A 14,571-nucleotide genomic window follows, 5' to 3' on the forward strand; every position below is an offset into this window, starting at 1 on the left:
TGGTTATGAGAATGACAAGGGCCGAGGCCAAGGAGCAGAACCGGCGGGCCCTGCTGGAGGCCGCCCGCCGGATCGTCACCAGGGACGGCCACCGGGCCAGGCTGGACGAGATCGCCGAGCAGGCGGGATTGACCACCGGCGCCGTCTACTCGCTGTTCGGCAGCAAGAACGGGCTGCTCATGGCGCTGGTCACCGACTGTCTCGGCCCACACCTCGACGGCATCGAGCAGGCCGTGCCCGCCGGAGCGGGCCTCGCCGAGGCGGTGGAGACCTTCGCCCGACACTACCGCCGTCAGTGCGATGACCCCGACGCGCTGCGCCACCTGTCGTTCGAGATCAGCCTGCTGGACCTGGCCCTGCGCGACCCCGAGCTCCGGCCCAGGTTAGCCGCCTCCGTCCGCGCCCACGAGGAACGCCTGGCCGCACTGCTGGCCGGCAGGCCCCACCACGGCACACCGCTCACGCCGAGGCAGGCGCAGCGCCTGGCCACGGCACTGCGCGCCCTCCTGGTCGGGCTCAGCCAGGGCGTCATCCTGGGCCTGACCAGCGCGGTCCCCGAACAGTACTTCGCCGAAAGCGCCCGCGTCCTGGTCGCCCCGGACGTGCTCGGACCGGCCTGAATCGCGGAGGTGAGCTGGGGACCGCTCGTGTCGCGCGGAGCCGTGCCGGAACTCCTTGGGGTGGTCGGGGCGGTCAGGATTCGGTTCGGTCGCCGTCGAGGTAGGCGTTCAGGGCGGCGGCGCCCGCGAGCATGGCGCGGCTCCTGGCCGACAGGCGGGCGTGCCAGTCGAGCAGCGTCGCCTCCAGCGGGGCGACGCCGCCGGCGGCGCGGACCTGGGCGATCAGCGGCGCGATCTGCTCCAGCAGGTAACCGCCCCGCCTGAGCTGGTGGACCAGTCGGGCATCGCGCACGTCGGCCGCGCTGTAGACCCGGTAGCCGGTCAGCGGGTCGCGGCTCGGCCGGACGAGGCCGGCGCGCTCCCATTTGCGCAGGGTGGCCGGGCGGAGGCCGAGCCGGCGGGCCAGCGGGCCGATGAAGGTGTCGCCGCGTTCCTGGGGCACGGGCGCGAGGTCGCGGAGCGCGGCTTCGACGGCCTGGAGGGTACGGCGGTCGTCGAGCAGTTGGGCGTGGCTCTCGTCGATGAGCCGCAGCGCGTCCTCGACCGCGCCCCGGTTGACCGCCTGCATGATCGACGTGGCCGTCCGGTGGCCGTGTCCGGGCACGAGGGCGAGGAACGCGCCCAGGGCTTGCGCGTGCCGCGGTGTGTAGGTGCGATAGCCGTGCGGGGTGCGCCCGGCGGCGGGCAGGATGCCGGCCTCCTCGTAGTTCCTGACCGCCTGGGTGGACAGGCCGTGCCCGCGTGCCAGGTCGACCGGCCTGAACCGTACGCCCTCTTGAAGGTTTCGCCCCATCAGCCTGTCGATGTCTTGGGAAAGTATCAACGCCCAGTCAACGATACCGTTGATGGCAGGCTTGTCGGCGTCAGCGGGGCATGCGCGGACGGGGTAGTGCGGGATCGGCCACGTCGAGGCTGAGATGAACGAGGTTGGGCTTGTGCCTCCGACCGAGCATTCCGAGGCTGGTGACGAGGAGCCCGTCGTCGATGACGGCGATCGCGGACGGGCCGTCGAGGCCGTCGGCCTCGGTCGCGAGGATGGTCATGGCACCGTTCGGGGTGATGCGCAGAACGGTATCGCGCGGGTGGACGGCAAGATACAGCGTGCCCGAACTGTCGAAGGCGAAGTCGTCAGCGGGTATGCCGGTGTGCATCTGCTTCACCTCGCCCGGGCGCCCATCGTCGATGCCGATACGCAGGACGGTGCCCTGGGCCGTGTTGGTCGCCCACAGGGCGCCGTCCCAGAGCTTGAGCCCGTTCACACCCGTGGACGACACGGGGTCGTCCGGCGACACCGGCGTCAGGTGGTCGTCGGCGAGCCAGAGCCGGAGCGTGTCGTCGCCGGGAGGACAGGAGAGGATCTCGCCGTTGACGGAGTCGGCCCCGAACAGCGTGCCGTCATCGGCGAAGGTGATGCCGTTGAGCCCTGCCCGGGTTTCCGCGGCGGCGAATCGCACCCAACGATGGGGCGCCTCACGCCGCCAGATTCCCGTCACGGTGCCGTCCGTACTGCGCACGGCGGCGTACAGCCGGTCCTCGGTGTCGGAGGCGAGGCCGACCAGGATGGCGTCGGCCGGTCCCGGGACCACCCGTTCCGGCTCGCCGCTGGAGAACCAGACGGTGCCTGCCAGCAGCAGCGTCGCACAGATGGTGCCGTCCGCGAGGACCACGACGTTCTCCGGCATCTCGCCGGCACCGTGATCAAAGGTTTTGAGGATCATGAATTGCGCCGTCCCATCGTGGCCATGTTATACAAGAAGCATAGCGTTGAGATATCAATGGTTGACGTTGGTATCTTTGACGATGCTCTGTGGTGATATACCGGGAAGGTGTCCGATATCCATCCCGTGATCAAGGGAATGCCTCACATCCCCGCGCTGCTGCTGGTCGGTGAGGAAGAGCCCGGCCTTGACCGCACCAATCAGGCATACCGGGCGATCAGGCGCCAGATCATCGACCTGACGCTGCCGCCCGGCAGCAGCTTCAGCGAAGCGTCGCTCGCGCAGCAATGGCACATCAGCAAGACACCGGTGCGCGAGGCGCTCGCGCGGTTGAGGCGCGACGGGTTCGTGGACGCGCTTCCGCGAGCGGGTTACGTGGTCAGCCCCATCACGCTTCAGGACACCGACGATCTCTGTGCCCTGCGGACGTTGCTGTCCGGTGAGGCCGCGGCCGCCGCCGCGCGCCGAGGCGTCGAGGCACCGGCGCTTGAGCGGCTCGAAGTGTTGTCGAAGGTACCCATCGCGCTCGCGGCGGGCGAAGCGCGACCCGAGGACTCGCTGCGGGCGGGGATGGAGTTCGAGGCCATCATTGCCAACGCCAGCGGTAACAACCGGTTCGGCAAGGCGATCGTCGACGTGCTCAACGAGTTGGAGCGGGTGCTGCGGATGGCCGCAATGATCGCTCCCGAGGCCGCGAGCCCGCCCGGGGAGCTGGGGGCCATCGTCGAGCGACTGCGGGCGCGGGATGCGGACGGCACTCGCGAGGCCGTGCGCAGGCGGTGCGAGCGCGTGCGTCACGACGTGCTCCAGGCCCTGGCGAAGAGCGCCTCCGTCAGCAAGGCGCATATCGAAATGCCGGCGTGACTCGTTCTGTCGCGGCGCACTGTGTAGCAGGCTCGCCGGCGCCGGTCGGGTGCCGTGCGCTGTCATGCCGCGACGTCGAGAACGACGGCATCGTGTTCATCTAAGGACCTGCCGGACAGCTGACCGCGCGGCATCCCACGGCCGATTTGACCTCAAGTGCGCTTGGGGTATCAGGCTGGGTCCGGAATTCATGGACTGTGGTCGTGGGAAGTGGGCAGCATGCGCGCGGTGCAGGTGACGAAGTTCGGCGGGCCCGAGGTGATGGAGCTGGTGGAGGTGCCCGAACCGGCCGCCGGTCCCGGGCAGGCCGTGGTGAGGGTCGAGGCGGCGGAGATCAACTTCGTCGAGACGCAGCTGCGGCGCGGGATCACGCCGGGCCCGGCGTTGCCCGAGCCACCGTACTTCCCCGGCGGCGGGATCTCCGGGCGGGTGGTCTCCCTCGGCGCGGGCGTGGCCGCCGCGTGGCTCGATCGGCGCGTCGTCGCGCCCACGGCCGGGTTGCGCGGCGGGAACGCCGAGCTGGCCGTCGCCGAGGCGGCCGACCTCGTCCCCGTGCCGGACGGCCTGGGCCTGCCGGAGGCCGCGGCGCTGCTGCACGACGGCAGTACGGCGGTCGGCCTGATGGCGAACGCCGGCGTACGGCCCGGCGAGTGGGTGCTGGTCGAGGCGGCGGCCGGCGGCCTCGGCAGCCTGCTGGTGCAGCTGGCGCGCGAGGCCGGGGCGCAGGTCGTGGCGGCGGCCGGCAGCGAGCCGAAGCTGGAGGTGGCCCGCGGCCTCGGCGCGGCGGCGGTCGTCGACTACAGCCGACCGGGCTGGACGAAGGCGATCTGGGACACGACCGGCGGCCACGGGTTCGACGTGGTCTTCGACGGGGTCGGCGGGTGGATCGGGCAGGAGGCGTTCGAGGTGACGGCGCGCGGGGGCCGCTTCTCCGTACACGGTGCCGCCAGCGGCCTGCCCAGTACGATCGCGCCGGAGGACGCCGCACGCCGCGGGGTCACGGTGATCGGCCTGGAGCAGCTGGCCGCCCTGGGCGCCGACTGGCGCAGCCGTACCGAGCAGGCCCTGGCCGCGGCGGCGGCGGGCCGGATCAGGCCGGTCATCGGCCGTACGTTCCCGCTGGAGCGGGCGGCCGACGCCCACGCGGCGATGGAGGCCCGCACGGTCCCGGGCAAGACCCTGCTGATCCCCTAGCAGCCGTTCTCGCGACGCCGGTCCACCGACCACGGGCGGATGGCGTCGGCTCGCAGGCGCAACGCGATCATCCGCTCGTTCCGGCGGGCCGCAGCCGGTCGCGGGGCTTTCAGCCGCCGGGGCCTTTCGCGACCGCGTGCCTGGCGCGGCCCGAGCTGAGACGCCGGCCCAGCCGTAATGCCGGGGCCTCCACGAAATGCCAGGTCAGCGTGCTGAGCCCGAGGAGCAGCGCCAGCACCCCCGCCAGGGCCGGCAGCCTCAGCGCCAGCGGTACGGCCAGGGGGTCAGGCCAGATTCGCTCGACACCCTCCAGGAGCAGAGGGTGGAGCAGGTAGATGGAGTAGCTGACCAGCCCCAGCCAGGCCAGCAGCCGTGGCACCCTCCGGTGCCGCAGCGCCATCCCGGCCCCGAAGGTGAGCCAGGCGGCGGCGATCGCGAGCTGCAGGCCGGGCTCACCGTGTGCCAGCCAGAGCCCGGCCAGCGGCACCAGCGCCACCCATAACGCCTGTTTCCCGGGGATCTGGCCCTGCTCGGCCCGATACAGTGCCGTGCCGGCGAACATGGTGGCCAGGATCAGCAGGCCCTGCCCGGGGCCGGGGTAGGTCTGGTTGACGGCCAGCAGCCCCAGCACGGTGACGCCGATGAGGATCGCGCCCGCCCGCCGTACGGTGTCCGAACCCGCGATCACCGCCGCCAGCCCCGCAGCCACCAGCGTCGCCACCAGCAGCACCACCGTCAGCATCCGCCCCGATCCGCCGGACGACAACAACGTGGCCGGCAGCACGCCCGCGCCCAGTACGGCGGCCACGGCGAAGCCGAGCGAGCCCGCGGTGCTCCTCCGGTGCACGCCGAGCGTGAACATGGCGGTCACCAGCAGGTAGAAGGCCATCTCGTACGACAGGGTCCACAGCACGTTGACCAGGTTCGGCACGTACAGCAGGTTCTGCAGCATCGTCAGATGGCCGACCGCCAGGGGGACCGGCCGCGAGTCCCACCAGATGTGCATGCCGTCCCAGCCCGCCGCCACCAGCAGCGCCACCCCCGCCACGCACACCCCGAACAGCGGATACAACCGGAAGAACCGCGAAACCCAGAAGGCCCGAACGCTGCCCCGCCGCTCCAGCGACGCCGGCACGATGAAGCCGCTGACCAGGAAGAACACCGTCACCCCGTACCAGCCGGGCTCGAAGACCGCTTTGACCGGCTCCCTGGCCTCGGGTAACAGGAACTTGAAGGCGTGCTCCAGCACCACCGCCGAAGCGGCGATGCCGCGCAGGGCGTCGAGCCAGGCCATGCGTCGCCCGGCCGGCTCGCCCGACGGAATTCTCGGCATCCGGCGATGCTAACCACCAAATGTCGGCAAACGTGGGCGATCAGGGTTCGCAGGTAGAAAGAGGCCGACATCCAGTGCCGGACGTCGACGGTCAACGCCCTCGCCGCCACGCCGCTGAACTACTACGCGATGAGCTCCCAGAGCCTCCTGCACCACGCGGTAGATCGTCCAGACGAGCGGCGCCGGCACAGGTCCGCCCTCCTGGCGGAGCGCTGAGCCGGTTCTACCGGGAACTGTTCCCGGGCGGCTGCTGCCGCCCGCGCTCATGCGGGAGATGACGTCCACGGTCCCGGTGAAGGACAACCCCATGCCCTGGGTGCGCGGCTTCGGGCTTGGCGTGCACCGCTACGACCTCGGGTGCGGCCCGGTGTACGGCCACATGGGCGGCGTACGGGGCTACACTGGCATCGTGGTCAGCACAGTCGACGGCCGCCGCCAGGCCGTCGTCGCCGTCACCCTCAACCCGAACCCGGCCGCCGTGCTCCCCGCTGCCATGAAGGCCGTGACCGCCGCCGTCTGCCCGTGACCGGCTGCCGTCAGGAAGGGGCCGTGGTCAGCGCTCGGCGGTCTCGGTCGTCGCCTTGATGAGCGCGTTACGCCGCAGGATGAGCCCGGTCATGTAGCGCCGCAGGACGAGGGCGTCGGCGAGGGTGCCCAGGGGGCCGGCGGGCGCGGCGAAGTCGATGAGGTCCTTCATCAGGGTCGCCTCGATGCCGTCGCCGATGCGGGTCGGTTCGAAGGTGTGCGTGTGGTGCCAGCGCCGGAACGGGCCCCTGACCTGCTCGTCGACGAAGGACGCGGGCCGGTCGTAGGCGCTGATCCTGGAGGTCAGGTGCCAGGTCAGGCCGAAGTGCACCGCCCGCCACGTGACCTGATCGCCGAGGGCGAGCCGTCCGGAGGTCACCCCGGCGACCGCCTCCTCGCGCGAGGCGCGCATCGAGGAGGTGTGCAGCTCGACGGATAAGGAGGCGTCGAAGACGACGGGCGGCGGGGCGAGGACCAGAGTGGCCACCTCGAAACGGGCCATGCGCGGATTCTAACTAGCGCCAGCGGGGGCGCTCGCCGGTGTCCCGCAGGGACCATCGGCCGTCGGGACGCAGCTCATCGTCGTAGTAGTAGACCGTGGCGGGCAGGCCCAGCGCCGGCCCCCCGTACGCCGTGAAGGCCGCGCCGCCCGCCTGCCGCAACAGGTCCGGGTCCACCGCGAGGGTCTCCGCGGCGACCTCGGCGAGGCGCTCCAGCGCGTGGTGGGCCATGAAGCTGTCGTAGACGAGGCTGAACACGTGCGGGGCGGGCTGGCGCACGTCGCGGGAGATGACGTTGACCGGTGGCAGCGGACCGGTCAGCCCCCGCCCCGCCCTGATCGCCGGATCGATGTTGACGGCGCAGTCCCGGTAGAACACCGCGGTACGGCGACCGTCGCCGTCATAGCCGAACAACGTGTTCTGGCCGTGCATCTCCAGCGCGCACCCGGTACGGGCGGCGGCCTGCGTCCAGAGCGCGACCATGGGCGTCACGACGCGCCGGGCCAGCCACAGCGCCGGGTCCTCGCCGCTGCGGGCGACGAGCTGCTCCAGCAGCGTGGGGTGCCGGGGCCGCAGGACGTCGCGGCCGTACAGGGCGAACAACGGCACCGTGTACGGCGGCGGCGACTCCGGATCCCCGGAGGGCGTGCCCCACGTGCGCGGACTCGCCTCGCGGACGAGGAACCCCCACGCGTCCCGCGGCCGGTCGCCCAGCACCCCACCCGCCACCTCGCAGAGCACGGGCAGCCCGTGGCGGGTCAGCTCCGCGGCGGCCCACAGCTCCAGGGTGATGATCGGCCGGCGCAGGCGCCGGGTGAAGCGTGACAGCCGCCTGGGGTAATGCAGCTTGACGAAGTGCGGTTCGACCGGTTCGTCGCCGATGCGCTCGACGAACACGGTGCGGGCGTTGGCGGAGGGCACCACCGTCAGCTCCGGGCCGCGCCCGGCGCGGCGCAGGGTGTCCCGCCCGGGCAGGCCGGGGAAGGCCAGCGTCTCCGGGTGGACGGGCAGCAGGAATCCGTCCGCGCCGCCGTAGCGGGCGCTCACCTTGGACTCCAGCTCCCCGGTCAGGAACGTCCCCAGCTCGGGCGGCACCAGGAAGGTGGGGACCTGGAAGCGGGGCAGGCCGCGCTGCGGGTGGTGGCGGTCGCCGATGTCGAGGTGGGCGGAGTAGGCGCTGTAATCACGGGTGCCGCCCCCGAGATAGCGCTCGGCGTACTGCCAGGTCCGCTGCGGGTCCCAGGACTCGTCGATGATCACGGTACGCCTTCCCGGTCGAGGTAGTGGAAGGTGGGCTCGGGATGCATGAGGAACTCGTGGTGGGACAGGTTCCAGGCATAGGCGCCGGCCAGGCGGAAGGCGATCAGGTCGCCCGGGCTCAGGCTGACGGGCACGTCCCGGGCGAAGACGTCCCGGGGCGTGCAGAGCTGGCCGACCAGGGTGACCGGTTCCCCGGGCCCGGCTGCCCCGCCGGTGCGGCCGATCACGGTGAACGGCTGGTCATGCCCCCTGGCCACCGGGGTGCGCAGGTGCTGGGTGCCGCCGCGCAGCACCGCGAAGCGCCGGCCGTGGTTGGTCTTGACGTCCAGGACGTCGGTGATGTACCAGCCGTGGTAGGCCGTCAGCGCGCGGCCCGGCTCGATGCGCAGCAGCGCCGGGACCCGCAGCCCCGCGACGGCGGCGCCGTAGGCCGGCCAGTCGAACAGGTGGTCCGGGCGGGCATAGTCGACCAGCATGCCGCCGCCCAGATCGATCTCGGGCCGGCCGAGCTCCGGCAGGTGCCGGTCCAGCCAGGACAGCGCCCACGTGGTGACATGGGCGGCCAGGCCGGCCATCGCCGGCGCGGGCGACCCCCACGACAGGTGGACGTGCACGCCGCGGGGCCGGATCCGGGGAGCCGCGCGCAGGATCGGCAGGCAGGCCGCCAGCGCGTGCTCGTCCATGCCGAACGGCGTGACGATGTCGGCACCCGCCTCACCGGAGGAAGGCGGGCGTAGGTTGGCGCGCAGGAGGATGTCCACGGGCCGCGCGGCGGCGATCCGGGCCAGCCGGGTGAGCTCGCCCGGGCTTTCCACGTGCAGCCGCGCGACGCCGAGTTCGAGGGCGAGGGCCAGCTCGGCGTCGGTCTTGCCGGGGCCGCTGAAGGCCGTCCAGGCGTGCGGCAGGATCCGGCGCAGGTGGGCGAGCTCGCCGCCCGAGGCCACCTCGAACCCGTCCACGTGGCGCGACAGGGCCCGCAGGATCCGCTCGTCGGGGTTGGCCTTGACCGCGTAGAGCACCTGCGCGGTCCCGTCCATCGCGCGCCTGACGGTGCCGGCGTGGCGGCGCAGGCCGTCCAGGTCGTACAGGTAGGCGGGCAGCGCGCCCGCCGCGGCCAGTCGTAGCGCCTTGGCCTGTAGGAGCATCGCGCCTCCGCGGACGGGCTGCCTTGGGCAACCAGCTTCCCCCGTGGAGCCGCCGGGTCACAACGGGCCGGTCAGATGACGCCGGCGCGGGCGGCGGCGGCAGCGGCGTCGGCGGCGCGCTCCGCGTCACGGGCGGTGACCGGCTCGTGGGTGATGAACAGCCGGTAGTAGACGGGGGCGACGGCCATCCTGATCACGTCGGTGACGTCCGTGTCCGCGGGCAGCTCGCCCCGTTCGACGGCTCGCCGTACCACGACGGCCGCCTGGTCGTGGCGGGTGGCGAAGAAGCCGTGCAGGGACTGCGCCGCGGCGGCGCTCAGCGCGGCGGCCGTCACGAACGCGGAGGCGACCGGCCCGGTGGCGGGATCGGCGAACTCGCGCTGCACCGACCGGACGATCTCCCGCAGATCCTCCCGGAAGGAGCCGGTGTCGGGGACCGGCCACGGCTCGCCCCGCGCCAGCTCCAGCGCGTCCGCGATCAGCCCCTCCGCGTTTCCCCAGCGGCGGTAGACGGACGTCTTGTGGACGCCTGAGCGGATCGCCACGTTCTCCACCGTCAGTCCGTCGTAGCCGTGCTCGGCCAGCTCGGCGAGCGTCGCCTGCCGTACGGCGTCGCGCACGCGAGCGCTGCGACCACCGGGACGTTTCTGCAAAGTCTACTCCAGTTGCGTTAACTCCCACTCTCAGGCTACATTAAAGCAACCTGAGTTGCGATAGGGGTTCCATTCTGATCACACAGCTCTCCCTCAGGGGAGTCTCGAAGTCGTACGGCGAGCGCCGGGTGCTCGACCAGATCACCGCGAGCGTGCGCCCAGGCGAGCGCGCGGGGATCGTGGGCGAGAACGGTTCCGGCAAGTCCACGCTGCTCCGGCTCATCGCCGGGGTGGAGAGCCCGGACGACGGCGAGGTGACGGTGGTGGCGGCCGGCGGTGTCGGCTACCTGGGCCAGACCCTCGACCTGCCCGGCCACCACACCGTCCAGCAGGCCATCGACGCCGCCCTGGCCGAGCTGCGCGCGATCGAGCGCGGCATGAGCGAGGCCGCCGAGGCCCAGGACATGGACAGGTACGCCGAGCTGCTCACCGCCTTCGAGGCCAGGGACGGATACGAGGCCGACGCCCGGGTGGACAAGGCGATGCACGGGCTCGGCCTGGCGCGCGTCGAGCGCTCGCGCGTGTTGTCGAGCCTGTCCGGCGGCGAGCGGGCCCGGCTGGGGCTGGCCTGCGTGCTGGCCGCCGCGCCGGAGATCCTGCTCCTCGACGAGCCCACCAACCACCTCGACGAGCAGGCGATGTCCTGGCTGGAGGACCGGCTGCGCGAGCACAAGGGCACTGTGGTGGCGGTCTCGCACGACCGGATCTTCCTCGACCGGGTGGCGACGGCGATCCTCGAGGTCGAGGGCGGCACGCTGACCAGGTTCGGCGGCGGCTACACCGGGTTCCGCGCCGCCAAGGCGGCCGCCAGGTCGCGCTGGGAGCAGGCGTACGCCGCCTGGCGGGAGGAGATCGAGCAGGTCAAGGAGTTCGCCGCGACCACCGCGCGTCGCGTCGCCGTGGGGCGCGACATGAAGGACAACAACAAGATGGCCTACGACCGCAACGCCGGGCGGGTGCAGAGCACGGTGGCCTCGCGGGTCCGGCAGGCCCAGGAGCGGCTGCGCCGGCTGGAGGACGACCCCGTCCCGCGCCCGCCCGAGCCGCTGCGCTTCCGCGGCACGTTCGCGCCCGCCGGTGCGCGTACGGGCCCGCTCGCGCAGATCGGGCCGGTGCGGGTCGAGGCCGGCGACCGGCTGCTGATCCACGGGCCGAACGGCGCGGGCAAGTCGACGCTGCTCGCCGCGGTCGCGGCCGAGGCGGGGGAGCGGGCCGGATACCTCCCGCAGGAGGTGACGTTCGATCCCGGCAGGACGGTCATCGAGACCTACGGCGGGCAGGCGGCGGCGCTGATGGCCACCGGCCTGTTCCGCCCGGAGGCCCTCGAAACCAAGGTCGGCGCCCTGTCGGTGGGCCAGCGGCGGCGGCTCGCCCTGGCCGTGCTGCTGGCGGGCGAGCACGACCTGCTGCTGCTCGACGAGCCCACCAACCACCTCTCGCTCACCCTGGTCGAGGAGCTCGAACGGGCGCTCGACGGCTACGGGGGAGCGCTCGTGGTGGTCACGCACGACCGGGCGCTGCGGCGCCGCTTCACCGGCACACAGATCTCACTTCCTGGAGCTACCCCATGTTGATCAATGGTTCCCCATACGGCGTCGTCACCGGTCCCGACGGCGCCCTGTGGTTCACACTCGTCCACGAGGGACAGATCGGGCGGGTCGTGCCGGGCGAGGAGCCCACGATCTTCCAGCTCGATCCCGCCGACGGCCGGCCCACGGTGATCACCGTGGGCGGTGACGGGGCCTTGTGGTGGACGGAGTTCACCGGCGGCCGGATCGGGCGGATCACCGTGGACGGCACGATCACCACCTTCGAGGTGGCCGCACCGTACGGCATCACCGCCGGCCCCGACGGCGCCATGTGGTTCACGCAGCTCCAGGGCGACGGGATCGGCCGCATCACCGCGGCGGGCCAGATCACCGTCCACCCGCTCCCCGCGGGCGCGATGCCGTCCATGATCACGACGGGACCCGATGGGGCGCTCTGGTTCACCCTCAACCAGGGCAACGCGATCGGCCGCGTCACCGTCGCCGGCGAGGTGACGCGATACGCGCTGCCCACACCGGACGCCGCTCCGGTGGGCATCTGCGCCGGGCCGGACGAGGCGCTGTGGTTCGTGGAGATCGGCGCGGGCCAGGTGGGCCGGATCGACACCGCGGGCGCCATCACCGAGTTCCCGCTGCCTGACGGCCTCGCCGCCCGGCCGCACGCCATCGTGACCGGCCGGGACGGCGCCCTCTGGTTCACCGAGTGGGGCATCGGCAGGCTCGGCCGCATCACGACCGGCGGCACGATCGAGGAGTTCCCGCTGGAAGGCGCCGAACCCCACGGGCTCACGGTCGGGCCCGACGGCGCGATCTGGGTGGCGATGGAGTCCGGGGCTCTGGTGAGGAGCTGATCCGCTGAAGGTCAGTATTCGAAGCCGACGCCGTGCGTGGCCGCGATATTGCCGGAATAGCCGCCGTGGACCAGCACCGGATTGCCGCTCACGTTCTGCACCCGCAGCGTCACCCGCATCCTGGCGCATCCGGCGAGCTGGGACTTGGTGAGGTAGAGGGTGTTGGTCGCGGTGAGATGGTGCTTGGCGGTGGAGATGGGCCGGGTGACCATCGGGCTGGTCAGCGCAGTGCCGCAGGCGGCCCCCGCGCTGGTCTGGGGCTGGGCGTGTATCCAGGTCCGTACGGTGGTGCCGGGGTTGGCGCTGGAGCCGCCGGAGCAGCCCGACACGGTCGACCCGGCCTTGCAGGTGGTGAGCGCGGCGTCCTGGGTGATGGCGATCTGGTCGGCCTCGGGCACCTCCGGCGTGTAGGTGGTGCCCAGCGTGGTGAGCGTGCTGCCGGGCCTGACGACGGTGGCGTCGGCCGCCTGCAGGGTCCATCGGCGGGCGTTGCGGTAGGTGGCCTGGGCCAGTTCCGCGCCGGCGGGGATCCTCATGGTGACCGAGCGGCCGTTCTCGATGATGGTGGAATAGCTGGCGATGCTGAGCAGGCAGGTGTAGGTGGCCGTGGCCGGCGGGACGAACAGCCAGCGGAGGGTCGGCGTGACCGCGGTCTCGCCCGGCGGCACGAGGTTGGTCGCCCAGTACGCTCCCTGTTCGCCGGGCACGGGCTGGCCGGCGCTGTCGCGGCAGCGGATGGCGAAGGTGTTCCCGATGTTGTCGCCCGCCGACAGCGCGGTCACGTTCCGCGTCGACAGGTTGCGCGTCCACAGATAGACCGGGGCGTCGACGGCCGCGGTGAACGTCTGCTCGGTGCCGGGGATGTCCCGGTAGGCGGCGTTGCGGGTGACGGGGTAGCGGAACTCGGGCGCGGCGGCGAGCTCGGGTGCCGCGGCGAGTTCCGGGGTCTCGGTGAGGGTGACGCCGGCGGCGGCCTTGCCGGTGCCGAGGCTGCCGTAGGTGGTCAGCAGAATGGCCAGCGCCGGTACGGCGGCGCGGCTGAGGTGCCGTAAAGGGATCATGCCGCCATGCAAACACGCAGGAGCAGCTCAGCGCAGCCCGGTCGAGGTGATCGGCCGCGGCCTGCGGGTCGGGCTCCTCATCGTGGACGGCACCGGCAAGATCCTCATGGTCAACCCCACCACCGAGCAGGTGCTCGCCCGTCCGATCCGGCGGGCGCCGGTGTGGCCGGAGGCGTGCGGGTCAGAGCGAGGGGCGGGCGGGGGCCCGGTCGCCGTCGAGGGAGGCCTGTCGCCCGGGGGCGGGACGGACGCCCGTGGAGTCGCGGATGACGAGCCTGCTGTGCTGGACGACGGAGACGGGCGGGAGCTCCTGGGCGCTCCTCACACGTTCGAGCAGGATCTCGGCCGCGGCGGTCCCGGCCGCCCCGCCGGCCGCCGCGACCGTGGTGAGCGCGGGCTGGGCCAGGCCGACGGGCAGCACGTCGTCGCAGCCGATGACGGAGACGTCCTGCGGCACCCGTACGCCGCGGTTACGCAGCCGGGACAGCACGCCGAGCGCCATCTGGTCGTCGAAGACCACGGCGGCCGTGTCCGAGCCGAAGATGAGCTCGTCCCCGGCCTGCACGCCCGACTCGTAGTGGGCGGTGAACGGGCCGATGGTGCGCATCCGCATGCCGAGGGTGGCCGCCTCGTCCAGCAGGGCGGCGCCGCGCTCCGCGTTGGACCACGACTCGGCGGGACCCGAGACGAAGGCGAAGCTCGTGTGGCCGAGCGCGCGCAGGTGCCCGAGCGCCTGTCGCATGCCGCCGGCCGTGTCGATCACCACGGACGAGACGTGCTCGCTCGTACGGTTGATCAGGACGACGGGCTTCTTCGCGGCGGCCCGGCGCAGCGCCTCGTCGGCCAGCAGGCTGGAGCACACGATGAGCCCGTCCACCTGGCGCAGGAGGTGGTCGACGAGGTGCTGCTCGCGGTTGGCGTTCTCCTCGGTGGTGGCCAGGAGGACGGACTGGCGGGCGGCGTTCGCGTAGTCGGTGACGCCCTTGATGATGGGGGGGAAGAACGGGTTGGTGATGTCGGGCACCACGACGCCGAGGTTGCCGGTGAGCCCCGTGACCAGGCCGCGGGCCGCGCGGTTGGGCACGAAGTCGGCCTCGCGGGCGGCCTTCATCACCGCTTCGAGCGTCTTCGGGCTCAGCCGCTCAGGCGAGCTGAAGGCACGCGAGACCGTGGAGATGCTGACCCCGGCGGCTCTGGCCACGTCGTGGATGTTCACTTGTACCCCTTCGCATCGCGCGCTGGACCGATTCTGGCGGGGACGTTGACAGCCGGCAAGCTTGTTGCAAAGGTTTGCACAACT

15 protein-coding genes are annotated in these 14,571 nt (G+C 72.2%); 6 read left to right on the top strand and 9 right to left on the bottom strand.

From position 1 onward, the window contains the following. Nucleotides 1-5 precede the first annotated feature (5 nt). On the top strand, nt 6-620 hold the full coding sequence (locus BLS95_RS31670) for a TetR/AcrR family transcriptional regulator (protein WP_090939631.1): 615 nt from the start codon (nt 6-8) through the stop codon (nt 618-620). A gap of 73 nt (nt 621-693) precedes the next feature. Here the strand turns inward: BLS95_RS31670 and BLS95_RS31675 are convergent, their stop codons facing one another. Next, nucleotides 694-1,413 (bottom strand): TioE family transcriptional regulator, encoded by a 720-nt coding sequence (locus BLS95_RS31675; protein WP_090939634.1) that lies wholly within the window; start codon nt 1,411-1,413, stop codon nt 694-696. A 70-nt stretch (nt 1,414-1,483) separates the two neighbouring features. Continuing rightward, on the bottom strand, nt 1,484-2,302 hold the full coding sequence (locus tag BLS95_RS31680) for an SMP-30/gluconolactonase/LRE family protein (RefSeq protein ID WP_143043939.1): 819 nt from the start codon (nt 2,300-2,302) through the stop codon (nt 1,484-1,486). Nucleotides 2,303-2,446: 144 nt separating this feature from the next. Between BLS95_RS31680 and BLS95_RS31685 the strand changes: the two genes are divergently transcribed. Both BLS95_RS31685 and BLS95_RS31690 read left to right on the top strand, forming a co-directional pair. Beyond that, nucleotides 2,447-3,202 (top strand): GntR family transcriptional regulator, encoded by a 756-nt coding sequence (locus BLS95_RS31685; RefSeq protein ID WP_090939640.1) that lies wholly within the window; start codon nt 2,447-2,449, stop codon nt 3,200-3,202. A 219-nt stretch (nt 3,203-3,421) separates the two neighbouring features. Continuing rightward, on the top strand, nt 3,422-4,396 hold the full coding sequence (locus BLS95_RS31690) for a zinc-binding dehydrogenase (RefSeq protein ID WP_090939643.1): 975 nt from the start codon (nt 3,422-3,424) through the stop codon (nt 4,394-4,396). 109 nt (nt 4,397-4,505) lie between these two features. On the opposite strand, the gene BLS95_RS31695 is transcribed toward BLS95_RS31690, so the two are convergent. Then, nucleotides 4,506-5,729 carry an acyltransferase family protein gene (locus BLS95_RS31695; protein ID WP_090939646.1) on the bottom strand — a complete coding sequence of 408 codons (1,224 nt, stop codon included), beginning with the start codon at nt 5,727-5,729 and terminating at the stop codon, nt 4,506-4,508. A gap of 274 nt (nt 5,730-6,003) precedes the next feature. Here BLS95_RS31695 and BLS95_RS31700 point away from each other — a divergent pair, with 274 nt between their 5' ends. Next, on the top strand, nt 6,004-6,255 hold the full coding sequence (locus BLS95_RS31700; RefSeq protein ID WP_143043940.1) for a hypothetical protein: 252 nt from the start codon (nt 6,004-6,006) through the stop codon (nt 6,253-6,255). 27 nt (nt 6,256-6,282) lie between these two features. On the opposite strand, the gene BLS95_RS31705 is transcribed toward BLS95_RS31700, so the two are convergent. The 4 genes from BLS95_RS31705 to BLS95_RS31720 form a co-directional block, all read right to left on the bottom strand. Then, nucleotides 6,283-6,756, bottom strand: a complete 474-nt coding sequence (locus BLS95_RS31705; RefSeq protein WP_090939654.1) for an SRPBCC family protein — start codon at nt 6,754-6,756, stop codon at nt 6,283-6,285. A 13-nt stretch (nt 6,757-6,769) separates the two neighbouring features. Beyond that, nucleotides 6,770-8,014 carry a ferric iron reductase gene (locus tag BLS95_RS31710; protein WP_090939657.1) on the bottom strand — a complete coding sequence of 415 codons (1,245 nt, stop codon included), beginning with the start codon at nt 8,012-8,014 and terminating at the stop codon, nt 6,770-6,772. Beyond that, nucleotides 8,011-9,159, bottom strand: a complete 1,149-nt coding sequence (locus BLS95_RS31715; protein WP_090939660.1) for an alanine racemase — start codon at nt 9,157-9,159, stop codon at nt 8,011-8,013. The genes BLS95_RS31710 and BLS95_RS31715 overlap by 4 nt, the downstream gene beginning before the upstream one ends. Before the next feature lie 71 nt (nt 9,160-9,230). Continuing rightward, a complete protein-coding gene (locus BLS95_RS31720; protein WP_245765397.1) occupies nt 9,231-9,812 on the bottom strand; it encodes a TetR/AcrR family transcriptional regulator in 582 nt (193 codons plus the stop codon). A 71-nt stretch (nt 9,813-9,883) separates the two neighbouring features. Here BLS95_RS31720 and BLS95_RS31725 point away from each other — a divergent pair, with 71 nt between their 5' ends. Together BLS95_RS31725 and BLS95_RS31730 are read left to right on the top strand one after the other, a co-directional pair. Next, on the top strand, nt 9,884-11,386 hold the full coding sequence (locus tag BLS95_RS31725; RefSeq protein WP_425434760.1) for an ABC-F family ATP-binding cassette domain-containing protein: 1,503 nt from the start codon (nt 9,884-9,886) through the stop codon (nt 11,384-11,386). Next, nucleotides 11,380-12,210, top strand: a complete 831-nt coding sequence (locus BLS95_RS31730) for a Vgb family protein (protein ID WP_090939669.1) — start codon at nt 11,380-11,382, stop codon at nt 12,208-12,210. Before BLS95_RS31725 ends, BLS95_RS31730 begins: the two co-directional genes overlap by 7 nt. 11 nt (nt 12,211-12,221) lie before the next feature. Here BLS95_RS31730 and BLS95_RS31735 read toward each other — a convergent pair whose 3' ends face one another. Further along, nucleotides 12,222-13,271, bottom strand: coding sequence for a hypothetical protein (locus BLS95_RS31735; RefSeq protein ID WP_090939671.1), 1,050 nt, complete (start codon nt 13,269-13,271; stop codon nt 12,222-12,224). Nucleotides 13,272-13,452: 181 nt separating this feature from the next. After that, the gene (locus tag BLS95_RS31740) at nt 13,453-14,487 is read right to left on the bottom strand and encodes a LacI family DNA-binding transcriptional regulator (protein WP_176993476.1); all 1,035 of its coding nucleotides are present in this window, start codon (nt 14,485-14,487) and stop codon (nt 13,453-13,455) included. Nucleotides 14,488-14,571: the final 84 nt, after the last annotated feature.

This window comes from Nonomuraea jiangxiensis (genome assembly GCF_900099965.1).
GTDB classification, from domain to species: domain Bacteria; phylum Actinomycetota; class Actinomycetes; order Streptosporangiales; family Streptosporangiaceae; genus Nonomuraea; species Nonomuraea jiangxiensis.